Annotated in this window: 23 protein-coding genes; 6 read left to right on the top strand and 17 right to left on the bottom strand. The window is 57.0% G+C overall.

Annotation, left to right across the window (positions count from 1 at the left end):
* Window positions 1-22 precede the first annotated feature (22 nt).
* Genes ACRRQW_RS20630 through ACRRQW_RS20620 form a run of 3 tightly spaced genes read left to right on the top strand, consistent with a single transcriptional unit; the run spans window position 23 to window position 1670 of the window.
* A complete protein-coding gene (locus ACRRQW_RS20630) occupies window positions 23-586 on the top strand; it encodes a MotA/TolQ/ExbB proton channel family protein (RefSeq protein WP_438483518.1) in 564 nt (187 codons plus the stop codon).
* Window positions 583-981: an ExbD/TolR family protein gene (locus ACRRQW_RS20625; protein ID WP_438483517.1), complete on the top strand. Its 399-nt coding sequence runs from the start codon at window positions 583-585 to the stop codon at window positions 979-981. The genes ACRRQW_RS20630 and ACRRQW_RS20625 overlap by 4 nt, the downstream gene beginning before the upstream one ends.
* Entirely contained in the window at window positions 981-1670 is a 690-nt protein-coding gene (locus ACRRQW_RS20620) for an SDR family oxidoreductase (protein WP_438483516.1), read from the top strand. The genes ACRRQW_RS20625 and ACRRQW_RS20620 overlap by 1 nt, the downstream gene beginning before the upstream one ends.
* Window positions 1671-1676: 6 nt before the next feature.
* Here ACRRQW_RS20620 and ACRRQW_RS20615 read toward each other — a convergent pair whose 3' ends face one another.
* The 9 genes from ACRRQW_RS20615 to ACRRQW_RS20575 all read right to left on the bottom strand — a co-directional run bounded on the left by ACRRQW_RS20615 (window position 1677) and on the right by ACRRQW_RS20575 (window position 12385).
* Entirely contained in the window at window positions 1677-2987 is a 1311-nt protein-coding gene (locus ACRRQW_RS20615) for a type II toxin-antitoxin system HipA family toxin (protein WP_438483515.1), read from the bottom strand.
* A complete protein-coding gene (locus ACRRQW_RS20610) occupies window positions 2984-3343 on the bottom strand; it encodes a helix-turn-helix domain-containing protein (protein WP_438483514.1) in 360 nt (119 codons plus the stop codon). Before ACRRQW_RS20610 ends, ACRRQW_RS20615 begins: the two co-directional genes overlap by 4 nt.
* 146 nt (window positions 3344-3489) lie before the next feature.
* Window positions 3490-5709: a DPP IV N-terminal domain-containing protein gene (locus tag ACRRQW_RS20605; protein ID WP_438483513.1), complete on the bottom strand. Its 2220-nt coding sequence runs from the start codon at window positions 5707-5709 to the stop codon at window positions 3490-3492.
* A 52-nt stretch (window positions 5710-5761) separates the two neighbouring features.
* Window positions 5762-6214 carry a D-aminoacyl-tRNA deacylase gene (dtd, locus tag ACRRQW_RS20600; RefSeq protein ID WP_438483512.1) on the bottom strand — a complete coding sequence of 151 codons (453 nt, stop codon included), beginning with the start codon at window positions 6212-6214 and terminating at the stop codon, window positions 5762-5764.
* Window positions 6215-6258: 44 nt separating this feature from the next.
* Entirely contained in the window at window positions 6259-7446 is a 1188-nt protein-coding gene (fabV, locus tag ACRRQW_RS20595; protein ID WP_438483511.1) for an enoyl-ACP reductase FabV, read from the bottom strand.
* 128 nt (window positions 7447-7574) lie between these two features.
* Window positions 7575-8411, bottom strand: a complete 837-nt coding sequence (locus ACRRQW_RS20590; RefSeq protein WP_438483510.1) for an anti-sigma factor — start codon at window positions 8409-8411, stop codon at window positions 7575-7577.
* The gene (locus ACRRQW_RS20585) at window positions 8408-9091 is read right to left on the bottom strand and encodes a sigma-70 family RNA polymerase sigma factor (protein ID WP_438483509.1); all 684 of its coding nucleotides are present in this window, start codon (window positions 9089-9091) and stop codon (window positions 8408-8410) included. Before ACRRQW_RS20585 ends, ACRRQW_RS20590 begins: the two co-directional genes overlap by 4 nt.
* 175 nt (window positions 9092-9266) lie before the next feature.
* Window positions 9267-10898: an exosortase/archaeosortase family protein gene (locus tag ACRRQW_RS20580; protein ID WP_438483508.1), complete on the bottom strand. Its 1632-nt coding sequence runs from the start codon at window positions 10896-10898 to the stop codon at window positions 9267-9269.
* On the bottom strand, window positions 10895-12385 hold the full coding sequence (locus tag ACRRQW_RS20575; RefSeq protein ID WP_438483507.1) for a tetratricopeptide repeat protein: 1491 nt from the start codon (window positions 12383-12385) through the stop codon (window positions 10895-10897). The genes ACRRQW_RS20580 and ACRRQW_RS20575 overlap by 4 nt, the downstream gene beginning before the upstream one ends.
* A gap of 137 nt (window positions 12386-12522) precedes the next feature.
* On the opposite strand from ACRRQW_RS20575, the gene ACRRQW_RS20570 reads away from it, so the two are divergent.
* Complete coding sequence (locus ACRRQW_RS20570; protein ID WP_438483506.1) at window positions 12523-13140, top strand: redoxin domain-containing protein; 618 nt, start codon at window positions 12523-12525, stop codon at window positions 13138-13140.
* 82 nt (window positions 13141-13222) lie between these two features.
* On the opposite strand, the gene ACRRQW_RS20565 is transcribed toward ACRRQW_RS20570, so the two are convergent.
* Entirely contained in the window at window positions 13223-14740 is a 1518-nt protein-coding gene (locus tag ACRRQW_RS20565) for a TonB-dependent receptor (RefSeq protein WP_438483505.1), read from the bottom strand.
* Between the two features lie 183 nt (window positions 14741-14923).
* Here ACRRQW_RS20565 and sppA point away from each other — a divergent pair, with 183 nt between their 5' ends.
* Both sppA and sufT read left to right on the top strand, forming a co-directional pair.
* Window positions 14924-16771, top strand: coding sequence for a signal peptide peptidase SppA (gene sppA / locus ACRRQW_RS20560; RefSeq protein WP_438483504.1), 1848 nt, complete (start codon window positions 14924-14926; stop codon window positions 16769-16771).
* An 8-nt stretch (window positions 16772-16779) separates the two neighbouring features.
* On the top strand, window positions 16780-17316 hold the full coding sequence (gene sufT / locus ACRRQW_RS20555) for a putative Fe-S cluster assembly protein SufT (RefSeq protein WP_438483503.1): 537 nt from the start codon (window positions 16780-16782) through the stop codon (window positions 17314-17316).
* Between the two features lie 9 nt (window positions 17317-17325).
* Here the strand turns inward: sufT and ACRRQW_RS20550 are convergent, their stop codons facing one another.
* The 7 genes from ACRRQW_RS20550 to ACRRQW_RS20520 form a co-directional block, all read right to left on the bottom strand.
* Window positions 17326-18408, bottom strand: coding sequence for a tRNA dihydrouridine synthase (locus ACRRQW_RS20550; RefSeq protein ID WP_438483502.1), 1083 nt, complete (start codon window positions 18406-18408; stop codon window positions 17326-17328).
* Between the two features lie 4 nt (window positions 18409-18412).
* Complete coding sequence (locus ACRRQW_RS20545; RefSeq protein ID WP_438483501.1) at window positions 18413-18886, bottom strand: bifunctional nuclease family protein; 474 nt, start codon at window positions 18884-18886, stop codon at window positions 18413-18415.
* A 65-nt stretch (window positions 18887-18951) separates the two neighbouring features.
* Complete coding sequence (locus ACRRQW_RS20540) at window positions 18952-19788, bottom strand: LpxI family protein (RefSeq protein ID WP_438483500.1); 837 nt, start codon at window positions 19786-19788, stop codon at window positions 18952-18954.
* Window positions 19789-19883: 95 nt separating this feature from the next.
* Window positions 19884-22067 (bottom strand): GumC family protein, encoded by a 2184-nt coding sequence (locus ACRRQW_RS20535; protein WP_438483499.1) that lies wholly within the window; start codon window positions 22065-22067, stop codon window positions 19884-19886.
* Between the two features lie 7 nt (window positions 22068-22074).
* Window positions 22075-22698 (bottom strand): polysaccharide biosynthesis/export family protein, encoded by a 624-nt coding sequence (locus ACRRQW_RS20530; RefSeq protein WP_438483498.1) that lies wholly within the window; start codon window positions 22696-22698, stop codon window positions 22075-22077.
* A gap of 9 nt (window positions 22699-22707) precedes the next feature.
* The gene (locus tag ACRRQW_RS20525; protein ID WP_438483497.1) at window positions 22708-23838 is read right to left on the bottom strand and encodes an outer membrane beta-barrel protein; all 1131 of its coding nucleotides are present in this window, start codon (window positions 23836-23838) and stop codon (window positions 22708-22710) included.
* A gap of 21 nt (window positions 23839-23859) precedes the next feature.
* The gene (locus ACRRQW_RS20520) at window positions 23860-24798 is read right to left on the bottom strand and encodes a hypothetical protein (protein WP_438483496.1); all 939 of its coding nucleotides are present in this window, start codon (window positions 24796-24798) and stop codon (window positions 23860-23862) included.
* Window positions 24799-24817: the final 19 nt, after the last annotated feature.

The raw sequence follows: 24817 nt of genomic DNA, 5'->3' as shown, positions 1-24817 counted from the left end.
CCACTTCACTTAACAATTCCATATGCGCGATATCATCACGGGTGCCGGATTACTGTTCTGGCCGCTCCTTCTCTGTTCCATCATTGCGATCTACATTATTGCCGAGCGCCTTTATGCCCTGCGTAAAGATGCGATTCTCCCGGACGATATCGTTGACGCCATTATTGAGGGCAAACCGGTGCAGGGTGGTCGCCACTCGGTCATCGCGCGCATCGTGGAATTTTCCCAACTCCACAAAGACGATCCTGACGCGGTGAAAGCGTTTGCCCGGCTTCAACTCAACCGCATGGAGCGGGGTGTGCCGTATCTCGATGTGATTTACGTGACGGCTCCGTTGCTCGGATTGACCGGCACGATCACGGGTTTGCTGAAGGTGTTTAAACAGATTTCGCCCGAGACCGGCCTGCCTGACCCGGTGGCGTTTACCAACGGTGTCTCGCTGGCGCTCTCCGCGACACTGATTGGTTTGATCGTCGCGCTGCTGGCGCTGGTGCCTTCCGGTTATTTGTTGCGCAAGATCGATAACTACGCCGCGAAGATGGATCTGCTGCTCGAGCGTCTGCTGGCTCGCAATTCTAAATCATGAGCACACTGGTTCGGAAAAGACGCCGGCGTCCCGAGATGAATCTCGTCGCGCTGATCGACGTGCTCGTAATGCTCGTGTTTTTCGCCTTCGTCACGATGCAGTTTCGCTCGATGACCACGATGAACCTGACGCTGCCGAAAGCGGAGACTGCGGGTAAGAGCGAAATTAAAGATTCGTTGACGATCACGATCACGAAAGACGGCAGGGTTGAAGTGAACGGGAAACCTGCGTCGATGGATACGTTGGAGCAGATCGTGCATGAAATCGGCGGCGTCACGAAAGACATTACGGTGCTGATCCGCTCCGACGAAACGGCGGAGCTGCAATTCGCGCTGAAAGCGATGGATATCTGCCGCAAGCAAGGCCTGAACAAGATCCGTCTCCAAACGCGTTAATGGGCAAAGTCATTGTCATCACCGGCGTGACCAAAGGCCTCGGTCGCGCGCTCGCCGAGTGGTATATTTCCCACGGGCACACCGTCGTGGGCTGCGGACGCAGTGCCGAAGTTCTGAACCTACGTCTCACGCATCCTTCACCGAACGATTTCACGGCGGTCGATGTGACAGAGGAGACGCGCGTGGCGATTTGGTCGGAGAAAGTGTTGGGCACGCACGGTGCGCCGGATTTTTTGATCAACAACGCTGCGTTGATGAACAACCCGGCTCCGCTATGGAAAGTGCCGGCGAACGAGTTCAACAAACTCATCGACGTGAACATCAAAGGCGTGGCGAACGTGCTGCGACATTTTGTGCCCGCGATGGTGGCGAAGAAGAAGGGCGTGATTGTGAATTTTAGTTCGGGGTGGGGACGCGGCACTTCGCCAGAAGTTGCCCCGTATTGCGCAAGCAAGTTTGCGATCGAAGGTCTCACGCAAGCGCTCGCACAAGAGTTGCCTGCGGGCATGGCGGCAGTGCCGCTGAATCCGGGAGTGATCGATACGGCGATGCTGCGCCAGTGTTGGAACGATCAAGCCGCGAGTTATCCCAAGGCGGACGAATGGGCGGAAACCGCCGCGCCTTTTATTCTTAAGCTGAGCGCCAAAGATAACGGCAAGAGCCGGAGCGTCGAAGCGTTCGAGGACTGAGCGCGATTAACGTTTCGCAGATCCCAGTCGCAGATTGCGCTGGATTTGATCGATCCACGCGTCCGAGACTTTGGCTTCGTGCGCGAACTCTGGCCAGCGCGTGACGGCAGTGATGACTTCGTTGACGATGGTTTCCGCGCGGCCTCGTTTCATAATTCCGACTTTAGCGCAGGCTTCAAAATCACCGAGATCGAAGCCGTCGCGTTTGCCGTTGAGGGTCATCTGGTGACGTGACGTCCAGTCGCCGCTGGGATTGTAACTGTAGCTGACATCGAAGGCCGGTGAGAGCGACCACTGGCCGCGCTTGTTCATGAGGAACGCGATATTCTTCACGTGATCGTCTTGGTTGCGCGAGACGATGTTGAACGCCATGCGGCGAAACTGTTCTTCGATGGCTTCCATCGGGAGGTTCAGCTGCCGCATGACGAGCAGCGCTTGTTCATAGGAGTAAGCGCCAGCCGCATTAAAATCAAAGTGAGCGAGGGCGCACAGCGACTGCATGTGCAGTTTCTCTCCGCCGGGGAGACGATCAAAGCGGCGCGTCATGAAGTGACGCCGGCCGTTTTCTTCAAGGAGGCGGCATTCAGTCATCGTGATGCCGGCGGCTTTGGCCATGAGCGAATACGCGTATTCGCTCGCGCCGTATCCTTTCGGATCGTCGAGTTCCTTGTCCTTGTTGCCGGAGACACCGTCGAATTTGAGGAGCCAATAGTCGAAACCTTCGCCGGCGGCAATTTGTCCGGAACGCACTTCGTTGCTGTCACGATTCCACGCGATGACGGCCTTCGCCCGCGCACCACCCGCCGATGTGCCGACGCGAAGAATGTCGTTGAGCGCGGTCGCGCGTTCCTCGTCGGCGAACGTAGCGTTGAGATTGCTGCGTTGAGTGAGCACGTCGGAAGCGAGTTTCACCAGAGCATCGATTTCAATCGGGTGGGGCTTTTGCAGGCGCGGGCCGACCGTCGGCACGAACTCCAGCGCGCCCATCCCGCGAGCGCCGGTGTAGCAGAGACGTTCGACGGCGTTGAAACTATTGGGCGTGCGGCCTTGGGTGGCGAGCCAGGCATCGATGAGGGCGTTGCCGAATTTATCCGGCAGCGAATCTGCAAGCATGCCCGGCAAGCCGTGGAACGTTCCCAAGGGCAGGTCAGGAAAACGATAGATGCGATTCGACAGAGGCATCATGATCGGCGCGGCCTCGATGCCACTCTGCGTGAACGCGCGATCGTATTCGAAAGCGGCATGTGGGCTGTCTTCTCCTAGTGAAACGGCTCCGATGGTGCGGCCCCATAGTTTGACTTCGGCGAGTGTGCTCATTTTTCGTCGCCCCATTTCCACTCAGCAGCAGGCTCTTCGACCACAAGATGTTTTTCGCGGGAAGCGCGCTGGCGTTTGCGACCGCCGAGTCGGAGTTGCTCCATCGGGCTTGGCGTCGGCTCAGGAACAAATGTTTCCAGGCGTTCGAGCAGATCGAGCGCACGACAAACTCGTAGAAAGCCCGACAACTGCGTGCCGACTTGGCCGGCCTCTAAACGCTCAATCGTCCGCTTGGACACACCCGCGTTGAGGGCTAGCTGAGTTTGAGTCAGATTAAGATGAAGGCGGGCATTCGCCAAGCGGCTGCCCAATTCCGTTAAGATGGCTTCGTCGGTGGCTTGTTTGGACATCTTCATAACACGCCTAGGGTGGCGAATTATAACTTTAAAGTCAAATAAATCGTCCTGTTTGGCGATTTATATACACATCATAAATCGCCAAAAATGACGATAAAATGCCTTAAATTCGTATTAATCGCCAAATAAGACGATTTACGTGGATCCTAATTTACGCCTTTCACGTTGAAGTTAAAGAAATCCATAATGCGCTGTTGTTGGCGTAGGCGCACCAAGGGATCGCTGATCATGTGAGTTCCGAGCATGGGGAGCAGTTCGTAGGGTTTGCCTGCCATGAACAATGCGTCGGCGAGCTGCAGCGTGTGTTGAAAATAGACGTTATCGTCCGTAAGTCCGTGGATGAGCATAAGCGGCCGGCGGAGTTCGTTTACGTAGGTGGTCACGTTGCTGATGCGGTAAGCCTCAGAATTGTCCTGCGGGAGGCCGAGGTAGCGTTCCGTATAGTGCGTATCGTAGTTTTCCCACGTGATGACTGGAGCGCCCACGACGCCGCCGCGAAACACGTCGGGCCGGCGAATGGCTGCCATTGCGCTAAAATATCCGCCCCACGACCAACCGGTGACGCCGACGCGCATGAGGTCGATTTCGGGGTAGTGTGAAGCGAGCGCTTGCAGGCCGGTCACCTGATCGTTGAGCGCGGTGTCGATGAAATTACCCTTGATGATGCGTTCCCAATCGCGGCCTTGCCACGGCGTGCCTCGTCCATCGAGTCGCACCACAATGTAACCTTGATCGGCCATCCATTGATCGGGGAGGTAATCGCGAATCGTGGCGTTAACGCGTTTCGAAGTCGGGCCGGCGTAAACTTGAAGAATGACGGGATATTTCGCGCCCGCTTTGAAATTCGTCGGCCTCGTGATTGCGGCATCGAATGGCAACAGACTCCGCGTGCGCGTAAGTTCCGTGGTCGGGAAACGCGCGGGGTTTTCCGCGGTGACTTTCATGGTCGCGAGTAACTGGCCGTTCAGGTCGAGCACGCGAGCGCCGTAGCTTCCGTCGAACAGGTCAAAGGTGTGCACGAGCTTGCCGGTTTTCTTGGCGAAAAATGCCGTGTGGTGCCCACGCTCATTCGTAAGAGCGGTGCCTTCGCCGCCCGCTAACGGGAAACGCCAAAGGTGAACTTCGCGTGCGTCGAGGCTGCCGCGGACAAAAATGCTGCCGCTTGATTCATCGATACCCAGCAGGCCGCGATAACCAAATTTCAGCGGTGTGATTTCGCGGACAAGTTTTCCCGAGGCTTCCCGAAGTTCGATTTGCCACCCACCGCGCTGCTCTGTGGCCCATAGAAATTGGCGACCGTCTGATAGCCAGAGCGGGGCGGGGATTTCATTTACAGCGCCCGACCAGTTGGCGTCCAAGTTCAGCCATGCCGGATCGGTTTCCTTTAATAATTCCGTGACGGCCCCCGTGATTTGGTCGACCGCGAGAAGCACTTGTTCGGTCTGGGTGCGATTTTGCACGAGCAAGGTGAGCGGCGAATTCGCGTTTTCCCAGGTGACCCGAGCGAGATACGGATACTTTTGGTTGTCCCATTGCACCCAGCGCGTTTCGCCGCCGGCGCGAGCGATGAGGCCGACGCGCACCACGGCGTTGGGTGAACCTGCTTTGGGATACGCGAAGCTCGCTGGCTTTTCCTCGGGATGTAGCGCGTTGGCGATGTAGCGGGTTTCGACGGCGGACTCATCGGTTTGCTGATAGAGAAACTGCGATGCATCCGGCGACCACCAGTAGCCTTGAAATCGGTTCATCTCTTCTTGCGCTACGAATTCTGCGGTCGCGTTCGTGATTGCCCCGCCAGCGCCGGTGGTGACGACGCTCGCGGTGTTGCTCGCGAGATCGATCGTGTGGAGTTCGCCCCCTTTAACGGCGGAAACATAACGTCCGTCGGGCGAGAAGCGCGGGTCGATCCAATTTTCCCCGGGAAGTTCAGTGAATTTTAAATCAGCGCGCGATACGACGTAGAGTTTTCCCGAAAGGATAACGAGAAGCTTGGCGCCATCGAACGACATCGAGAACGACGTGAAACCACGGAGGCTTTGGCGCATGCGTTCACGACGCGCTTTTTCTTCGGCGCTGAGTTTTTCTTCACCGCTGCCGAGAATCTGTTCGGGCGAAAGCAATTCACGTTCCACGCCCGTGGCGATGGTGAACTCGTAAAGGCGCAGGGTGGGATTACGCGGAGCGGCGCGCAGAAAAATAACAAAGGCACCATCAGGGGTGATCTTCGGCGAAACCGGTCGCCCGAGCGTGTAATTGCGCGTCTCGGCGAGGTCCTTGAAATACTTGAGGTTGGCGTCTTCCGCGGTGTTTTCTGCACCGAAGACGGTCAGCGTGAATGCGAGAAACAGGGCGACTCGTTTAAGCATGCAGCGATAAAAGCCGTCGGGCTGCGTGAGTCGATGCGAGACTCGGCTGCGCTTACTCGCGTAGTTTGGAATCGATGATAATCGTCACCGGCCCTTCGTTGACCAACGCGACGGCCATCGATGCGCCGAACTCGCCGGTTTGCACGGGACGCCCAAGTGCAGTGCCAAGTTGCGTGATGAACTGTGCGTAAAGCGGACGCGCATGCTCGGGACGGGCGGCCGCGTTAAAAGACGGGCGTGAGCCTTTTTGCGTGCTGGCGTAGAGCGTGAACTGGCTCACGAGCAAGATCCCGCCGGCAATATCGGCCACGGATTTATTCATGTGGCCGGCCTCATCGGGGAAGATGCGCAGCTTGGCGATTTTTTGCGCGAGCCATTCGCCGTCGGCTGCGGTGTCGGCAGATTCAATGCCTTGAAGCACGAGCAAACCGGCGCCGATTTCGCCATTGATGCGACCGTCGATGGTGACGCTCGCTGAGGAAACTCTTTGAATGACAACTCGCATGAAAAAGGCGGGGTCAATGACCCCGCCGTAAACAAGCAATCGAGTTACAGCATCGCTACGTGCGGCTCGACTTCTGCTTCGTAGTTCACGCCGGCCACGCCGAAGCCGAAGAGTTTTAAGAACTCCGCCCGATACCCAACGATGTCGGTGAGCTGCGCGAGATTCTCGGTCGTGACTTGCGGCCAGATCACGGAAACGGGTTCCTGGATCTCCGGACGCATTTCCCAATCGTCGACGCGCACGCGGCCTTCCGTGTCGAATTTGAGGGCGCTGTTATTGTAGAGCTGCGTCGCGAAGAGGCGTTGCATTTGTTCGATGCAACCTTCGTGGGTGCCGGCTTCTTTCATCACTTTGTAGAGAATGGAAATGTAGAGCGGCACGACGGGAATTGCGGAACTCGCCTGCGTGACGAGCGCTTTGTTGACCGAGATGAACGCGCGGCCGCCGCCGAACGCGTCGAGCTTTTGGTGGATGGCCTTGGCGGCGCGTTCGAGATCGATTTTCGCGGTGCCGATGGTGCCGTCTTTGTAGATCGGCCAGGTGTGGACGGGGCCAATGTAAGAGTAGGCGACGGAGGTCGCACCGGGAGCGAGCAGTTTGGCTTCGATGAGGGCGTCCATCCACATTTCCCAATCTTCGCCGCCCATCACCGCGACGGTGTCGGCGGTTTCGGTTTCGTTGGCGGGCTCGATGGTGACCTCGCTGACGATACCTTTGTCAGTATCGACCGTCTTGTTGGTGTAAGGAGCGCCGAGCGGCTTGAGCGTCGATTTGTGCACCGCGCCGGTTTTTGGGTGCGTGCGGCGCGGGGAAGCGAGCGAGTAAACAACCAGGTCGATCGGGCCCATTTCGCGGGCGATAACGTCGAGCGTTTGCTTCTTGATGTCGTCGGAGAATGCATCGCCGTTGATGTTGCTCGCATAAAGCCCGGCGGCTTTGGCGGCTTTGGTGAAAGCGATCGTGTTATACCAACCCGGCGTGGCGGGGCGGCCTTCTTCCGAGGGACGTTCGAAAAAGACGCCGAGTGTTTTCGCGCCGGAGCCGAAGGCCGACGTGATGCGGGAAGCGAGGCCGTAGCCGGTGGAAGCGCCGATTACCAAGACGTTTTTCGGGCCGTTTTTGATCGGACCTTTCGATTTTACGTAATCGATTTGTTCCTGGATGTGGGCGGCGCAGCCGGTGGGGTGGGCGGTGACGCAGACGAAGCCGCGAACCTTCGGTTTAATGATCATTGTGGGATGAGTTTTTCGCGCCCGCCCGCAGTGACAAGGTTCAAGTTACCTGCGGAAAATTTTGCTCGCCAATCGAATAAATCTAATTCGCGCGCCGCGAGTTCACGGCGCGAGTCGCTGGCGCCGCCTTATTTGCCGAGGAGCACGATGGGGCCTTCCGCTTTCGGGACGCCGCCTTTCTTTTCGAGGCTGATCGCAAACGCGGCCACTTGTGCCACAGGCTGATCAGGTTTGAAAGCGAGGGCGGGAATTTTGCCGTCACTGCTCACGTGGAAAACACCGCCATTGACCGGGTTTTGGTAGGCCGGATCGACGATCCAAATCTGATAATCCTGAGTGTCGGCGATCGGCGGAAGCTTCTCCATTGAGAGCAAGCCGGTCTGTTGCTCGGGATCCCACACCGCGATGACTTTGGCTTCGGTGGTGTTGCCGGCGAGCGAGGCAAGGGCCGTGATCTTGAGACGGGAAAGGTCTTCGTTACGCTGCAATTTTTGCCCAAGCTCGCTGATCATTTTTTCCGCGAACATCGAGCGTTCGGCGAGCTGTGCTTGGGACATGCGGTAAGCGACTTCGGCGAGCTGCGTCTCTGTGACGAGGGAAAGGTTTTCGGAACGCAGAAAAGCATTTTGCGTCGCAAACCAAGTTGCGGCCAAAGCGAGCACTGCCGCTGCGGCCCAAGGTAGCGTAAGAAAGCGTGCTACGGAAAAGGGCACTACATTTGTCGGGCGCGGCGTCGAAGCCTCTTGAAAGCCAGCCATGGCGAGAACTTGGGATTTGAGCACGGGCGGAGGCGCGATTTGTGGAATCGTCAACGCGAGCGCGGCGCATACTTCGATGAAATCCCGGGTGAGTGCGCGCAGCCGCGGGCTCGACGCCAATTCGTTTTCGAAACGAGCGACCTCCGCGCTTTCGAGCAATCCGAGCGCGTAGAGCGAAGCGTGTTCTTCTTGATGATCGGTGATCACAAGCGAGCGGGGAGAGATTCGCGGAGTTTCAGCAGACCACGGCGGATGCGCGCCTTGATCGTGCCGAGGGGCTCATCGAGTTTGGCGGCAATTTCCTGTTGCGTGAGCCCGTTAAAGAAAGCGAGTTCAATGGCCTTTTTTTGGTCGGGAGCGAGCTGCATGAGCGCAGCGCGGACGGCGTCGGCTTTTTCGCGCACCCACAGGGTTTCGGCAGAATTGTCGCCTGAGTTTGAACTCGCCGGTTGGAGGTCGTGAGCGGATTCGGCGAGCAGTTCGGCGTGGCGCTTGCGCATGCGGATGCGATCGATGGAGCGATTGCGCGTTAGCGTGGCCGCCCAACTAAAAACCGAACCACGACTTGTGTCGTAAGAAGAGGCTTTGCGCCACAGCTGAAGAAAAACGTCCTGCACGATGTCCTGCGCTTCGGAGGAATCGTTCGTGATGCGGTAAGCGAGGGAGTAGAGCGGGCGAGAAAGCGAATCGTAGAGCGAAGCGAGGGCGTTTTTGTCGCCGTTGGCCATGGCGGCGAGCAATGCGGCTTGCTCGCGGGTTTGCTCGTTTCCCGTGGAATCGGAGCGTGATGTGGGCTCGCTCGGGGTCATGCGCGGGCGTTCTGCGGCGACGTCGGGCGGACGAAGCATCGGCATGAACGGATACGAAGACTCGCGGGCCCAAAGCATTTCATGTGGTTACGCACGGTGAGCGAAGAAAGATGCTTTTTTGTGAGTCTGCGCGCGAAGCATGGCAATCGCAATGAACTCAGAGCACCAGCATGCCAACGAGGCCGAGCACGATGAGCGTGGCGAGCAATCCCATGATAACGCGTTCTTGTTTCGTGACGGATAGAGGCATGGGTTAAAGTGTTTTCAGGCCGAGGGGCGCGAGGTTGGCGAAGATCTCGCGAACCAGTGGCTCGCGCGAAATTTCGCTCCAAGGTTTGTTACTGGAGACGCGGATGAAGAGTTGTTCGCCCTGACGGCGGAAACCATATTTGAGCGCGATCTGGAGCAGCGCGGGGACTGAATAAGGATCCTGATAATTGATCACGCGTCCATCGTGCACGTGCCAAAACCACACGTTTTGCGGGTAGCCTTGGACGGTTTCGAAAAGCCGGTGTTCGCCGGCGGGGATTTTTATCCCGGGGAGTTCGAGGGCTTCGTTGGTCTTTTCAACTGGCCGTGAAATCCAGCCGGCCCCGGGCCAGCACGCGTCGGGCGTGTGTGAAGCCACGCGGCTGACCGAGGCCTGACCGGGAGCCCAATAGGCGACATACACCGTGAATTGCGTGAACTGTCCGTCGCCGTTGGTGTGGAGGTAGGTGCGCTCAAAAAGCGTGTCGGTCTGGAGGATGTCGGTGAATTGATAGAGATCTTTCGGCACCGTGACCGACCAACCTGCTGGTTCCGCTGGCAGTAGCGCCGCAATATTTGGAATGGGCGCGCCGGCGCGGTCGGGTGCGCGCGACTTTACGAGGTAGAAAATCCCGAGAGCCAGCGTGACCGTGACCGTCGCGAAGAATGCGGTGCTCAGCGCGCGACGCGGCGCGCAGGCTTTTGAAATTTGCGGTGCAGCTGGTTTGGTCGACTTTGATTCCAGAAGGATCGCGAGACCGGCCAGCATCAGTGCGGTGATGCCGAGAATCGCAAAACCGGTCGTGTCGTGCCAGAAGCCTTCGATCTCTTTGCCGGCGTTGGCCAGCAGTGTGAGCAAAAGAGAGCGCAGGAAATTCATGCCCAACGCGAGCAGCGGTGCGGCGATAATCAAAACGGCCCGGGCGAGTGGACGCCGCACTTGCCACGCAGCAAAGAAAAACCCCGCGTAGATACACGACAACAAACTGCGGATGCCGCTGCACGCTTCCTCCACGCCAACCGTGGTCAGCGCGAGTTCGATGACATTGCCGTGTTGTCGCGCGGGAATGCCGAGCAAGTGAAGGGTGTGCAGCACACTGCTTGTGACCCAACTTTGCAGCCCCAGAGTGAGGCGTGCATACGTGCCCTGCGGCAGCGGACTCACGAGCAACCACAACAAAATCGCAGTCAGGCTGATCCAGTTAAATGGCACTGCTCGCACCCGTTCGCCGGAGAGAATTACGAGACCACCAAAAAGGAACGCGCACAACGATGCGCCGAGCACGAAACTCACGAGCGAATGCGTCCACGCCACCGAAGCAGCGAGCAAGCCAGCCATGCCAAACAATGCCACGCCGGTCACCAGCGAGAATGTGGCCAAGGCGCCGATGGCCGCATTCTCGGGCAACCAGCGCGGTGTGCCGTTTTTTCGGCTTTCCCAAACTAACAGCGCGAAAATTAATGGGGCGAAAAAACCGTGCGAGAGGTCAGGATTTTGCTGCCACTCAGGCCAGAGCAAAATCGTGAAGCCGACCACGAAACCCAACAGAGTCGCGCCAATCACCAAGGTCGAAGGCGCGAGGCGAACTTTCGTTGCGGAAGTGGACGTGGAGGTGGTGGCGGGAGCTGGATTCATTTAAGCTCCGTGGCAGAAGCAAACTTTTCCAAAATGGCGTAGATCACCTCGGTTGGCAATGGCACGAGTGGCAGGACGCGATGCAGGCGGTCATCCGCATTTTTTCCCAGGATGAGGGTGGTCAATCCGTCGAGCACGCGACCGTCCGACGAAGTCATGACGCGCAGTTTTGCTCGCAGCGTGTCACGCGTAACGGCATCGCCGCATACGGCCGCTGTGACGAACGCTGCATTGTAAACGGCGAGCGAATCTTCCGTGAGCGCCGGGCCGCGCGTCGACAATACTTCGAAGTAGCGATGCATCTTCGCCGGTGAAGGATTGGCCATGAGGTAGGCGCAAAATTTTGCCGAAAGCGCGGGACTCATGGGGAGTTTCAACAACGCATCGAATTCACTGTCGAGCGACTGGGTCGTGTTTTGGGTGCGCGGCATTCTCATGCGCAGGAACCCTGCTTCGTGCGCGGGAATGTTAGCGCTGTATGTTTCCAGCGTTTTGCGCGCGTCGTCGGCACGACCGTGGAGCAGCAGGCGGTCGACTTGGTAATGGGGCAGGTAGGGCGATGCCGGGTATCGATGCAATTGGGTCAGCCGATGGATAACCTCGGCGTCGTGCTTTTGAATCAGGGCGATTTCGATCGTGATGATTTCTGTGCACCATTCCGGGTAGTGCGGGTTTTGTTGGAGGACGACATTGAGCGCCCGACTATCACGGGTCTGGCGGGCCGAAAAAAGCAGCGCGTGCAGCCACACGGCGCGCGACTCCGGGTCTTCGCCGATCATCGTCGCCGCGAGCGGAATGATTTTGTGGTAAGCTGAGCGAGCGAGCAGCGCGCGAAACCACAGCTGAGCGGTCTGCACGCGTTTGTCGGGGGCATCGGCGAGCAAGCGTTCGTAAACCTGATCGGAGATTGTTGGCTGGGCGGCGACCTGGGTGAGCCGCGCCAAGGTGAGGGCAGCAGGATAGTTTTGAGGGTTGAGTTCGCACACTTTTTCCAGCGCAAGAATCGCTTCGCTAAAACGGCCGGCGTCGAGCGCAGCTTGGGCACGAGCGGCGTAAAGATTTTCCTGCGCATTGCGCAGTTTGGTCCAATGCGGCGGCCAGGCGATCGTGGCGTAGTTCAAATCATACTTCGCAACGCGCAGGGCGATGTAAACTCCCGCCGTGCCGATCAGGTAGAGCGCGACGAGCAGTCCGGCGAAATAGACCGTGGCTCGGCCCCAAAATGGACGCACACTTTCCGCCTCGACCGAACATCGCAGGCCATCACGGGTTTCTACCAGTAACGGGCAGACGCGACGAAAGCGCTCTGGCTTGTTCCAATGGATGATCGCATCGCATCGCGTGTCGCCGGCGAGGCCTGAGTCGCTGGAATTTTGGCAGGGGCAATCATCGCGTTGCGCGCCACGTAGGCAAAACCAGCCTTTGCGCGCGTTCCAATAGAACAGCGCCCACCAAAATCGAAAAAAATCTCCAATCCAGCCAATCACTTTGGAAACTATGTCGCGGGTTGCCGCTCCCGCAATTCGCAATTGCAGGCGGACTTAGCTGAGAATTTAGGGGATAATTGTAACCAACGTTATTTTGACGGCGTCGACCTCTTGTGTAGTTTGAACCCGTCTATCCTATGAAACTCCTGAATAAAATCCTCCTCGTCGGCGCCGCTTCATTCGCGGCTTTTTCGCTCGGACACGCTGCGGCAGTGGTTGGTCAAGCGGCTCCCGATTTCACGTTGACTGATATCAATGGCCAGAAGCACTCGCTGTCTGATTTCAAAGGCAAGACGGTCGTCTTGGAGTGGGTGAATCAAGAGTGCCCGTTTGTCGTGAAGCATTACGACAAGAGCGGCAACATGCCGAAAACTCAGAAGGCCGCGACCGATGCCGGCGTTGTCTGGCTGCAGGTGAACTCCGGATCACCGGGCGCTCAAGGTGATTTCGATCCGGCAAAAGTCGCTGCCTGGCAGAAGAAAAACAACGTCGCTTCGACCGCCTATTTCCGCGACCAAGACGGTAAAGTTGGCAAGCTTTACGATGCACGCACCACACCGCATATGTATGTGGTCGATGGAAGCGGCACGCTGGTTTATGCGGGAGGCATCGACAGCATCAACTCCGGGAAGACGGAGGATATTTCCAAGGCGACGAACTACGTGAACGCCGCGCTCGCCGATATCAAGGCTGGCAAGCCGGTCAGCACTCCGAGCTCCAAGCCCTACGGTTGCTCGGTGAAATACGCTAATTAATCGCAGTTAGTTTTAACCGAAAAGCCGGAGCAAAACGCTCCGGCTTTTTGCGGCCATTGAAACTGACCTAGATAAAGGGGAATCAAACGGCGTTGGCGGCGGGGACTTCTGGCACGACTGATTTGCTGCCGTAGCCGAGCAGGCGGCGCTCTTTGATGAATTCGGCGACTTTGGCGGGAACGAGTTTTTCCCACGAGGCATCGCCGGTTTTGATTTTTTGAAGCACGTCGCGTGAGAAAATATTCAAGTAATCCGGATTGCTGCCGACGATGCAGTCGATGTTGCCGTTTTCCAAAAGGTGGGCGTAGAGATTCCGCAGATGATAGGAGACTTGGAGATTGCGCGCGGTGATCATCACGCTGCTTGCGAACGCATGCGTCGGAAATGCCGTGACAGGCGAGGTGGGCGTCTGGCCGTTGGCGAGGTAGCGGTCGAACGCGTCCTGCCGCATCGGGTAAGCGTAGAGTTTGACGGCATTGCGGAACATGCGGCCCATCGATTCGAGAATACCGCCTTCGAGCGACTCGTAGTATTTCTCGTTAAAGATCTCGAGGAGGTTATTAATGCCCATCGCGACGCCGATCATTTCCTTGGTGTAACGGCGGAAGTAGGAGACGAGGCGGTAGAACTCGGAATAGTTGGAAATGAGCGTCGTAAACCCAATGTGTCCGAGCATATCGACGCGCGCGAGGAAGTCGTCGGCGTCGAGATCACCGGAGGCGAGCAGGTTGTTCATGGTGATTTCCATGAGCACAATCATCTCTTTGCCCTTCACGATCGGTTCTTGCATGAACTGGGCGGTGGCGCAGTTGAGCATGTCGACGTTGACGTGCGTGACGGGGCGGAAGCTGCCGCGTTCGACGAGCACGGCTTTATGATGCAACACTTCGGACGGCTGGAGCACTTCTCCGTTGGGCGCGAACATGACCGCGTTGGTGAGGCCGTGCTGCACGAGACGCAGCGAAATGAGGCGGTTGTCGATATGGCCGAAAGCCGGGCCGCTCACGCGGAGCATGTCGACCTCGATGCGGTCGATGCCGATATTGTCGACGAGCGACGTGACAAGTTCCTGCGGACTGTTCGAGTAGTTGAACGCGCCGTAAATGAGGTTCACGCCGACAATGCCGAGCGCTTGTTGTTGGAGGACGTTTTCTTTGTCCCACATGCGCACGTGGATGATAATCTCACTCGGCTCGGCGAGTGGCTCGTGCTGGAAACGCACGCCGAGCCAGCCGTGGCCTTCGTTCGGGCCCTTGAAACTTTTTGCCACGACGGTGTCGGCGAAAACGAAGAAGCGTGTGCGCTCACCGCGTTTTTCGGAAAGGCGTTCCTTGAGCAACTTGAACTCGTGATCGAGCATCGTCTGCAGACGCTCCCGCGACACGTAGCGCGGTGCTTTGCCGTAAATCGCATCGCTAAAGGTCATGTCATAAGCCGACATGGTTTTCGCGATCGAGCCGGACGCGCCGCCGACTTGGAAAAAGATGCGCGAGACTTCCTGCCCGGCGCCGATCTCCGCGATCGTGCCGTAACGGCTGCCATCTAGATTGATGGTCAGCGCTTTTCTGTTCGTGGTGAGCAGCTCTTTATTCTCGCCCATGCCATCACTGTAAGCCGGTTCCGTTCCAAATGAAAAGCGTGCGATGGTGAAATCGCGGTGTCGGCGGAGGCTATTAGCAGGGGCGCGGGCATTTCATCGTGAAGTATTGCCGTTTGTCCAAGTCACGTGCCAGCAATCGCTTTTCGCTGGCTGTAGCGGGGGTGTTGCCTAGCTTCCGAGGCCATGAAGAACTTTTTCACGTCTTTCTTCGCCACCCTGAGCGCACTGATTGTTTTCCTGATTGGCGCGTGCTTGATGTTTTTCCTGTTGATCGCCGCGATTGCCGCGATGGGGCAAAAGAAACCCGTGATGGTGCAGGACAACTCTTACCTGGTGCTCGATTTGTCCGCCAATATCCAGGATTCGCCCGCGCAGGCCGACGGCTTGGAGGAGTTCGCGGAAATTTTTGGCGGCAGCGCGCCGCAACGTCTGCAATTGCGCGAAGTCACGCGCGCTCTTCAGGCCGCATCGAAGGATAGCGAAATCAAAGGTCTTTATATCACCGGTTCGAATCGTCCGATGGGTTACGGTTCCGGTTACGCGGCGCTCAAGGAAATGCGCGCGGCCATCGAAACCTTCAAAGCGTCTGGCAAGCCGGTCAAAGCCTACCTTGAGAATGCCGACACGCGCGACCTCTACGTCGCGTCTGTGGCAAGCGAACTGGTGCTTAATCCCTACGGATTTGTCGCCGCGCCGGGCCTTGCTTCGCAGCCGATGTTTCTCACCGGCGCGTTTGAAAAGTTCGGCATCGGCGTGCAAGTCACCCGCGTCGGCAAATACAAGAGCGCGGTCGAGCCGTTTACGCGCAAGGATATGAGTCCTGAAAATCGCGCACAGACGCAGAAGTTGCTCGACGATGTGTGGGGCGAATTGACCGCTTCGATCGAAGACGCCCGCAAATTGCCGGCTGGCACGTTGCAAAAAGTGGCTGACGAAAAAGGGTTTTTACGCGGCGAGCAGGCGAAGGAATTGAAGGTCGTCGACCGCGTGGCTTACCTCGACGAAGTGCTCGCCGAACTCAAAGCGGAAACGGGCCGCAAGGGTTCGAACGATCCGTTCAGACAGGTTTCGTTGAAGGAATATTCCCGACTCGTTTCGCATAACGGCGTCGAAGGCAAACGCATCAATGAAGGAAAAATTGAAATTGCGTCCGGCGGCCGTGGCAAAATCGCCATCGTCTATGCGGAAGGCGAAATCGTCGACGGCGACGGCAATGATGAGGGTTATGTTTACGGCGCGCGGGTGGCGCGACTACTGCGCCAGGTGCGTGAGGACAGCGGCGTGAAAGCGTTGGTGCTGCGTGTGAACAGTCCCGGTGGCAGCGTGAGTGCTTCAGAGGAAATTTTGCGTGAAGTGCGGTTGATTAACGAAAAAATCCCCATCGTCGTCTCGATGGGTTCGCTTGCAGCTTCGGGCGGTTATTGGATTTCCACGGCTTCAGATCGCATTTTCGCCGAACCAACGACGATCACGGGATCAATCGGCGTGTTCGGCATGTTCCTGAATTTCCAAGGCCTCGCGACGGACAAGATTGGACTAACTTTCGATACGGTTAAGACCGGAAAATTCGCCGATCTCACAACTGTTGTGCGCCCGAAAACTCCGGAGGAACTCGCGCTCTTCCAGGGCATGGTGGATTGGGTTTACGATCAATTCCTCACGAAGGTCGTCGATGCGCGAAAACTCGACCGCAAGGTCGTGGAAGAAATCGCGCAGGGTCGGGTGTGGTCGGGAGCCGAGGCGCTTAAACTCGGTTTAGTGGATCAGCTCGGCGGGTTATCGGATGCGATTAGTTACGCGGCCGAAAAAGCCGGTCTGGGTGAAGATTTTCGCGTCAGTGAATACCCGCGCCGCCGTGATTTTGCGGAGTCGTTACGTGATGCGATCGAAGGAAAACGTCGCGAACAAGCGTTCGCGGGGCCGGTCGGTGCGTTGGTGAAACAGGCGACGCAGGAAATGGAATCACTCAACAAATACAATGACCCGCGCGGCCTGTATGCGCGTTTGCCGTTTAATCTTCGTCTTAACTAATCATCTCCGTGAACCAAAACTACACGCTTACCAAAGATTGCCCCGCCACGCTGATCCCCGCAGGTGATCCTGCCACGCTGAAGACCGGCGCGGAGGTTTATATTACGCAGACGCTCGGCGGAAATGTCACCGTGCGCACCGATCAAGGATTGTTTCGGATTGCGCGTGAGCACATCGACGCAATTGGCGGCTTCGTGCTGCAGCCGGAGACGAAGGCGGCGGCAGTAGGAGAGTTCAGCGAACAGCTCGTGTGGGACACATTAAAGACCTGTTTCGACCCGGAGATTCCGGTGAACATCGTAGATCTCGGTCTGGTTTACGACCTCGCTGTGGAAAAAAGTCCGACTGGCCAGCACAACGTTGAGGTTAAAATGACTTTAACCGCGCCGGGCTGTGGCATGGGTCCGGTTATTGCGGAAGATGCGCGCTCTAAAATCGCGGGATTGCCGACGGTTGAATCAGCCAAGGTTCACATCGTCTGGGATCCGCAATGGGCTCCGCAGATGATTTCCGAAGTCGGTCGCAAAACGCTCGGCTTGGAATAACGCGTTTCGTCACGCGGTAATAGTGTCGAGCGAGCAGCTGTCGGCGGGCGTCTCGCAATTCGGGCGCGCGATGATGCCGGGGTAAGGTTCGTCGGAGAAAATCTTGGCGGGCTCGCTGAGGAGATGGCGGTCGCACACTGCAAAAAGTTGCGCTTCGGTCATGGCGCGCCGCATGTCGTAAAGAAACGCGCCGGTCGGATCCACGCTCTGGCCGACGAAATTCAGGTATTTCTTCATCTTCGCGACGTGCGCGGCTTCGGGAATATCGGGCGTGTGGGTTTCGCGATAGAGGCGGTCGACGTATTCGCGCACTTGCGCGAGGGTGATTTGCGCGACCGGCTGACCGGCTAATTTTTGACGGGTCTGAAGAAAAATCCACGGATTGCGGATGGCGTGACGGCCAATCATCACACCGGCAGCGCCGGTTTCCTGAAGCACCGCGGCGGCTTTCTCCGCGGAGAGCACGTTGCCGTTGGCGAGGACCGGGCAACGCACGGTGCGCGCGGCATGGCCGATAAAATCGTAATGCACCTCGCTACGATAACCTTCCTTTACGGTGCGGCCGTGAACACTCAGCAAATCGATGCCGTGCTTGTTGATGAGTTCGAGGATGCGGTCGTAGTTCTCTGTGGAGTCGAAACCGATTCGCATTTTCACCGTGAAAAGACCGGGAATCGCATCGCGCATCGAGCCAATGAGTTCGTCGATTTTGTTCGGGTCACGCAACAGGCCGCCGCCGACGTTTTTCTTGTAAATCTTCGGAGCGGGACACCCCATGTTCAGATCGATGCCGGCGACCGGATATTGTAGCAGATCTTTCACGGTGCGCACCATGTGATGAATCTCTTCGCCGATGAGTTGGGCGAAGACGGGACGTCCGGTTTTATTTTCGGTGATGGAGCGAAGAATATGTTTCTCGGGACGCGACTGGCCGTGAACGCGGAAGAACTCAGTGAAATAATAATCCGGTGCGCCGTAGTGTGCCGCCACCCGCATGAAAGGGAGGTCGGTCACATCCTGCATCGGCGCGAGCGCCGTGAGTGATTGACCGGCGATGAGGCGCTCCGGAAGTTGACGGGAAGCCGTGTTCATCGGCTCACTGGTCGGGATCTTCTTCCTTGGGCTCGTCCTTTTGCTGCTTCAGGACGCGCTCGAGAATCTCGGTCATGTCTTCGACGACATCGAAGACTTTGCGCGCGACGAAAATCGGACGCTTTTGTTGGAGCGCGAGAACGATGGAATCGCTAGGACGGGCATCGAGTTCGAGAAATTTGCGGCCGAGTTCGTTCTGCATGTGCAGGATTACACGGGCGAAATAAGTGCCATCGTTGACGTCGTTGATGACGATGCGCTCAAGGGCGATTTCGAATCCGAGAAAAATGTGGCCGATGAGATCGTGGGTGAGCGGGCGTTCTTTTTTCACGCCGTTGATCGTCATGGAAATCGCGCTGCCGACGCTGGGATCGACGTAGATTACGAAGACTTTCTCGTCGTTGCCGAGGAACACGGCGCAGCCGTTGGCCGTGGGCATAAGGCCTTTGATGGAAACTTCGACGATATCAGCGGGCATGGGAAAAGCGTGTGCGCGGGAGAAAAAAGTGCAAGTGGCTCAAAATGTGTGGGCGACGCCGACGATCAAAACCCGTGCAGCGCGATCCCGTAGGCGCGGGCCTGTTTCAGCACGGCGGGCTTCTCTAGCACGATGACTTTGCCGGCTTCAAGTGCGGCGGCGGCGATGCCGGATTCTTTCATCGTTTCGAGCGTGCGCAGACCGAAAACCGGCACGTCGAAGCGGAAGTCTTGTTTCACTTTCACGGTTTTCACGAAAAGCGTCTCGTCGGTTTTGAACGTGCCGGCGCGGCGCAGCATGTCGTCGGTGCCTTCGAAGGCTTCGACGGCGAGGACGGTGCCCTTGCGCACGACACAGCCTTGGCCGATGTCGAGGCGAGCGATTTCGCGGGCGATCGTGATGCCGTGCTGGAGGTATTCGTCGTCAGTTGGCAGTTTGCCGTTCATCGCGCCGGCGGAAGCCATATGGTCATCGATAAAGGCGCGAGCGTCGAGTAGCGTGACGCCAATTTTTTCGATCTCCTCCGCGATAGCACCGAAGATCGTTTCGGCATTGCGACGTTTGAGGCGGAAGAGGATTGCCGCCGCTTTGAGGTCCGGCGTGAGACCGTGGAAGAGTTTTTTGGGCTTAACCTGACCGGCCATCAATGCGTAGCCGGCGCCGAATTTTTTCAGCGAATCGAGCATCTTGCCGACTTGGCCGACGTTGATGGTGACGCGTTCGTTTTCCGGGAAACTCGCGATGAGTTCCGCGCTGGTTTCGTCGTCCATCGCGATGAGCCTCAGTGGCACGCCGGCACGACGAATCGCGGCGGCCGTGATGACTGGATATGAGCCGCGCCCGGCGATGAGCGCGACGGGGCGGCGAGCATCGAAATCGGCGGGAAGAAAAGCGGACAACATGGAGGACAGGTTGCAGGGCCGTTGCGGAGTGGGCAAGCAGGCTCCTCGCAATAAAAAAGCCGCGCGATAAAGCGCGGCTTTGAGAGAGGAATGAATTACGACTGAGAGCCGTAATATTTCTTGTAGCTGCGGTAGTAGCGGTAGTTCGAGTAATACTCGATGCGGCGAGCGGAGAGCCCGTTGAGCACGATGCCGAGCAACTCGTTTTTGCTTTCGCGGAGCTGTTTGATGTAAAGACGGATGTGTTTGCGATAAGCGCGATTGAAGCGGCAAACGTAAAGGACTTCGTCGGTGCGCTCCGAGATGAGGAGCGAATCGGTCACGGCACCCATCGGCGGCGAATCGATCACGATAAGATCAAAATGAGTTTTCATCGCTTCGATGAACTGACCGAAGACTTGGGTTTCGAGCAACTCGGTCGGGCTCTTCGAGCGGCCACCGGAACGCAGGAGGTAAAGGTTTTCGTCAACCTTGGTGAAGCCAAGCGCTTCGTCGGTGAAAGGATCTTCCGGAATGTTGGCACCGGCTTCAAACCAGGCGATCAAGCCGACTTCGTTGGTCAATTTGAAATGGCGGTGAAGCATCGGACGGCGCATATCGCAATCGATGATGAGAACGCGTTTGCCGTGGCGGGCGAACGAGGCCGCCAGATTGCAGCTGATCATCGTCTTGCCCTCGCCGGGAATCGTAGACGTCACCAAGATCGACTTCGGGAAATCCAGGCGAGACTGGATTTTCACGGCGCTGTAAACGCTGAGAAATGCTTCCGAGCCAGGTGAGGTGCGGTTGCTGTTGACGAGCGAATGCTTCTCGGTGTCGGGCACGTCATCCAATTCCGGAATGATGCCGAGAAGATTAGCGCCGATAAACCCTTCGATGTCCCACGCGCTTTTTACGCGATCGTCGAGAAAGCTCAGACCCACGGCCACGCCGGCAAATACGAGCAGGCCGAGTAGGGAGCTGGTTTTGATAATGTTATTCAGATTCGGCGTGAACGGGCCGCCGGGCTGAACGGCCGGATCGAGCGGCTTGACCGGGATGTTATCGAGATCCTTTGACGTCGTGGTCTGATTCAGGCGGTCGAGGAGCTGGATATAATTACTCTTATGAACCTGGGCTTGGTTCTCCAAGCTCTTGAAATCGACGGAGAGTTCACCGAGACGCAGTTGGTCGCGGCTGGCTTCGTCGTATTCCTTTTGGTAGGCGGATTCGGTTTCCTGCAGTTTGATATAGTTGGTGCGCAGATCCGCGATCGATTGTTCGATGTTTCGGTTAATTTGGCCGTTAACCACGTCAATCGAGTTGGCGATGTCGACCATCTTGGGGTGACGCTCAAGGTAGCGCTCGCTGTAGATGGATTGATTGCGGTTGAGATCGGAGAGCTGGCTCTTGAGTGACGGAATGCTTCCGTAGCTGGAAATATAGTTAATTTCGAGCAGGTTGCCGTTGTCTTGCTGCATCTTCGTGATTTGCGCGATCAGGGTCTCCACGTCCAAACGGTTGAGGCGGGCACTGGTCAGAGCGCCGTAGATTGCTTTGAGGCGGTCGTTGACGATGTTAACGCTGTTATCGAGCGAGACGAGGTTGTGCTTGCGGCGGTATTCCTGGAGGCGCCCTTCAGCGGCCTCAGATTCTTTGCGCAACTCTTCGCTGCGGGTGCGCAAGTATTCGATGGCGGTATCGTTTTTTCCGCCGGAATATTCGAAAAGGTAGCGCATGAACTGGGCTACGTAGCGATTCGAGATGAGCGCGGCACCTTCGGCATCGCGATTGATCGCGGTGATGCTGATCAGGAAACTATTGCGGATGGAGCCGATGGCGACGTCACCCACGAGTTCGCCGGCAGTGGGCAGGCTTGCGCCTGGAGCCAGATCCTTGAGGTAGGGCCGTTGGAGGATTTTGATTTCATCCGGCGTGAGCGACTCGGACACCATTTTGCGAAGCTTGGCGCTTTCGAGAGTCTTGATGTAAGTGTTGAGATCGAGTTCGGAGCGGACGGTGGTATCGACGACTTGTTCGATTTGCACGACGCGTTCGCCGCGCTCGAATTGCATCGTGGCCTGCGCGGAAAATTTAGGTGTTTCCTGTGCTTTGTAGTAGCCGTAGGAAAGGGCGACGAGCAGTGCGACGGGCAACGCAATCCAGAGGCGCTCGCGAAGGATGACGTAGTAGTCGCGAAGTGAGCGGCGTTCCACGATTTGGCTGTCGTTGCCATGCAACGAAGGGCCGGAGTTTTTCCCCGCAGAAGGGGATGCTGGAAGTAGGTCAGTGGAAGCCATGGGGAAATTAGATCAGACGCTCTGGCACGTAAACGTTATCGCCGGCTTGGAGGAGGAAGTTGTTGTCGTCTTCCTTGTTTCCTTTTTTGCCTTTGATCAGGCTGTCCACGTCGACGGTGAAAACCTTCTTGCTGCCGTCTGGAAGAATTCGGGTGATCGTGACGGAATTGCCTTTGCCGATATCTTTCACGCCGCCGGCTTTGGTGACAAGTTCCACGACGGTCCAAGTCGATTCGATCGGCAGTTGATAACGACCGGGATTACCAACCTGACCTTGGATCGATACTTCGCGAATGGCATATTCTTCGACATTCACGGTGACCTGCGGATTGCGAAGGAAGCGGCCTTCTTTGTAGGCATTTTCGATCGCGGCTTGGGCCTCGACCACCGTCATTCCGCCCAATGCGATTTCGCCAAGGAGCGGGAGGTTGATCTTGCCACGGGCGTCGATGCGCTGGGTCGTGGTGAGTTCGTCCTCCTGGAAGACCCCGATGCGCACGCGGTCAGCGAGGCTAAGCGTGTGAACGTAGCTCTTTTTTTCAGATTTTACAGCGGGCTGCGTTTGCGCAGGCAGCAAGTTTCCAATCACCAAAGCGGTGAGAAAAATCACGAATTTACGGGAGGTTTTCATAGGTGGAAATTAGTAACGGCTGGAGATATCAACCGAGAAGCCACGGCGCACGAAGTCCGAGAGGTCAACGGTGGACCAGTTGCGATAATAGGTGTAGCTCGCGCCGACGCGCAGATGTTCGTTAAACTTGTAATTGGCCCCGATATCCCACGTGAAAAAATCGTCACGGCGGAAGGGCTGTAAGCTGCCAAGGAACACGTTGCGACCGTAAGCTACGCTCGCATCCATGTTAAACTTTCGGTTAAACGTGTAATCGCCTTTGAGGGAGATGGAGGTCGATTCGACGGTGGCACCGGTTGCGATCGTGTTGAAATCACGGCTGATCTGGCTGCCGAGGGCGAATTTGCGCGTAACGGGCCAGTTGAGCGAAGCGACAATATTAAACTGGTCGAACGTTTCGCGCGGCCGGGTGGTGTTGCGGATCTGATAACCGAAGCGCAACGAACCATGCAGCTTCGCGAGAATTTGCTCCATGATGCCAACGTTGAACCAGTGATCGTAACTGTCGCCCGTGAAATCGTTTTGGGAAACGCGAATACGGTAGCCCGCGAGCCATTGCTGCTTCTCGTTGCGGGTGTAGAAAAGATCTACGCTTTCGGAGTAATCGGTGAGATTGGAAAGCACGGCGACGTCGATGTATTCCCGGCGCAAGTAAGTCGTGGAAGAAGTGACGTAAAGCTTGTCGTTGATCGGATACTTGACGTTCAGGCCGAGCGGAAAATTCCACGAACTGGTGCGGGTGTTAAGAACGCTGTCGGCGCGGCTTTCGCGAAATGCATTGATTGTAAATGCACCGGTCGTGCGTCCCGTGGTCTTGTTGAACTCAATATAGAAACTTGGATTCCAAGAGCTCTGATCGGAGTATTCTGCGTATCCCTGATACGTCAGGGTAAAGGTCGAGTTTACCGCAATAATCCCGGCGCGGCGCTTGAGTTCCACCCCGACTGCAGCGCTCGTAGTGTAATCGCCACGATTCGAGGATTCCGAGAAAATATTCGAACTGTAACCGAACGTGACGCTACCGAAGACAAAGACCTGGTTACGCGAACCGTCGATGTTCAAGAGTGCCCAGGCGGGCGACGACGCTACCCAAAAGGCAGCGACCAGAAGCAATAGACGGGTCTTGAGGACGAAATTCACAATCGCGCGAAAGAAAATTACTCAGGTGCCGGGCAGGCGATCTGCGCTGACCACCACGTTGGTCGGAAGATTGGCCGGCACAGTCGGACGGACGACAATTTCTTGATCGGAAGGAAGCTCATCGACTGCGACATCCGGGGTCTGCCCAGTTGCGGAATTGGAATTGGCTACCGGGGTGCTGTTGTCTCCATCGGGCCCGAATGCGGATTTTTTCTCAATGACGTCGAAAGTGACCGTCTTGCGGGCGTTACAAGCGATGGCGACCCGTTCATCGACGACCTTCCGGGCTTCCTCCGGAATCTGCATGATGGTGACGGTGGGTGCAGCCCCCGTGAGGCTCGGGCGAATCACCGCGCGTTCACCGGCACGCAGCACTTGACCACCGATGTCACGCTCGCCTCCGCGCACCGTGATATCGCCTTCGAGGAGATCCACAATCGTTTCCTCGGGAGTCGCTTCGATGGACATGCGACCGCCGCGAATGTTGATACCGGCTTGCGGTGTGCCGTAGTTCATCGAACTGCCGGAGACAAATTCGCTCGTGCAAAGACCGACGGCGCCGCGAGCGACAAATACGTCACTTTGCGAAACCGAGGGTTCGATCGGGCGATCCGACGGAGTTGCGCGTTCTGGTTTAAAGGGTTCCTGAACAAAACGGTCGATCTCGATGCGGGTGTCGTGATCAACAAACATGCCGGTGCCGTTAGAATAGACGAAGGCATTGTTCGAGTCGCTTTTTGTCTCGATCACGGTGCCGGGAGCGTCAAACGCGGTCGCCTGTTTTGCGGTGAAAACTTGACCGTCGGATTGAATCTGCGATTCGCCTTTGGCTTCAGCTAAATAAATTTTGCTGGTTGGGCCTTTTTTCTTACCCAATTGGCGCTGAGCAAATGCTTCAGGAGCCAACGCAATTGCAGCGGCGAGGCTGGCAACGAAGAGGCGAACGAGGCTGGTTTTCATGGCGATTGGTAAATTCGGA

Origin of the sequence: Oleiharenicola lentus, from assembly GCF_051660365.1 — a bacterium.
Lineage (GTDB): Bacteria > Verrucomicrobiota > Verrucomicrobiia > Opitutales > Opitutaceae > Lacunisphaera > Lacunisphaera lenta_A.
The sequence above is the reverse complement of the archived record's forward strand: the minus strand, read 5'-3'. Positions and strand labels throughout refer to the sequence as shown.

What these genes read in the sequence shown, in the direction of transcription:
- ACRRQW_RS20630 (WP_438483518.1), top strand. Translation starts at nt 23, where the DNA reads ATGCGCGATATCATCACGGGTGCCGGATTACTGTTCTGGCCGCTCCTT.
- ACRRQW_RS20625 (WP_438483517.1), top strand. Translation starts at nt 583, where the DNA reads ATGAGCACACTGGTTCGGAAAAGACGCCGGCGTCCCGAGATGAATCTC.
- ACRRQW_RS20620 (WP_438483516.1), top strand. Translation starts at nt 981, where the DNA reads ATGGGCAAAGTCATTGTCATCACCGGCGTGACCAAAGGCCTCGGTCGC.
- ACRRQW_RS20615 (WP_438483515.1), bottom strand. Translation starts at nt 2,987, where the DNA reads ATGAGCACACTCGCCGAAGTCAAACTATGGGGCCGCACCATCGGAGCC.
- ACRRQW_RS20610 (WP_438483514.1), bottom strand. Translation starts at nt 3,343, where the DNA reads ATGAAGATGTCCAAACAAGCCACCGACGAAGCCATCTTAACGGAATTG.
- ACRRQW_RS20605 (WP_438483513.1), bottom strand. Translation starts at nt 5,709, where the DNA reads ATGCTTAAACGAGTCGCCCTGTTTCTCGCATTCACGCTGACCGTCTTC.
- dtd (WP_438483512.1), bottom strand. Translation starts at nt 6,214, where the DNA reads ATGCGAGTTGTCATTCAAAGAGTTTCCTCAGCGAGCGTCACCATCGAC.
- fabV (WP_438483511.1), bottom strand. Translation starts at nt 7,446, where the DNA reads ATGATCATTAAACCGAAGGTTCGCGGCTTCGTCTGCGTCACCGCCCAC.
- ACRRQW_RS20585 (WP_438483509.1), bottom strand. Translation starts at nt 9,091, where the DNA reads ATGCTTTGGGCCCGCGAGTCTTCGTATCCGTTCATGCCGATGCTTCGT.
- ACRRQW_RS20580 (WP_438483508.1), bottom strand. Translation starts at nt 10,898, where the DNA reads ATGAATCCAGCTCCCGCCACCACCTCCACGTCCACTTCCGCAACGAAA.
- ACRRQW_RS20570 (WP_438483506.1), top strand. Translation starts at nt 12,523, where the DNA reads ATGAAACTCCTGAATAAAATCCTCCTCGTCGGCGCCGCTTCATTCGCG.
- ACRRQW_RS20565 (WP_438483505.1), bottom strand. Translation starts at nt 14,740, where the DNA reads ATGGGCGAGAATAAAGAGCTGCTCACCACGAACAGAAAAGCGCTGACC.
- sppA (WP_438483504.1), top strand. Translation starts at nt 14,924, where the DNA reads ATGAAGAACTTTTTCACGTCTTTCTTCGCCACCCTGAGCGCACTGATT.
- ACRRQW_RS20550 (WP_438483502.1), bottom strand. Translation starts at nt 18,408, where the DNA reads ATGAACACGGCTTCCCGTCAACTTCCGGAGCGCCTCATCGCCGGTCAA.
- ACRRQW_RS20545 (WP_438483501.1), bottom strand. Translation starts at nt 18,886, where the DNA reads ATGCCCGCTGATATCGTCGAAGTTTCCATCAAAGGCCTTATGCCCACG.
- ACRRQW_RS20540 (WP_438483500.1), bottom strand. Translation starts at nt 19,788, where the DNA reads ATGTTGTCCGCTTTTCTTCCCGCCGATTTCGATGCTCGCCGCCCCGTC.
- ACRRQW_RS20535 (WP_438483499.1), bottom strand. Translation starts at nt 22,067, where the DNA reads ATGGCTTCCACTGACCTACTTCCAGCATCCCCTTCTGCGGGGAAAAAC.
- ACRRQW_RS20530 (WP_438483498.1), bottom strand. Translation starts at nt 22,698, where the DNA reads ATGAAAACCTCCCGTAAATTCGTGATTTTTCTCACCGCTTTGGTGATT.
- ACRRQW_RS20520 (WP_438483496.1), bottom strand. Translation starts at nt 24,798, where the DNA reads ATGAAAACCAGCCTCGTTCGCCTCTTCGTTGCCAGCCTCGCCGCTGCA.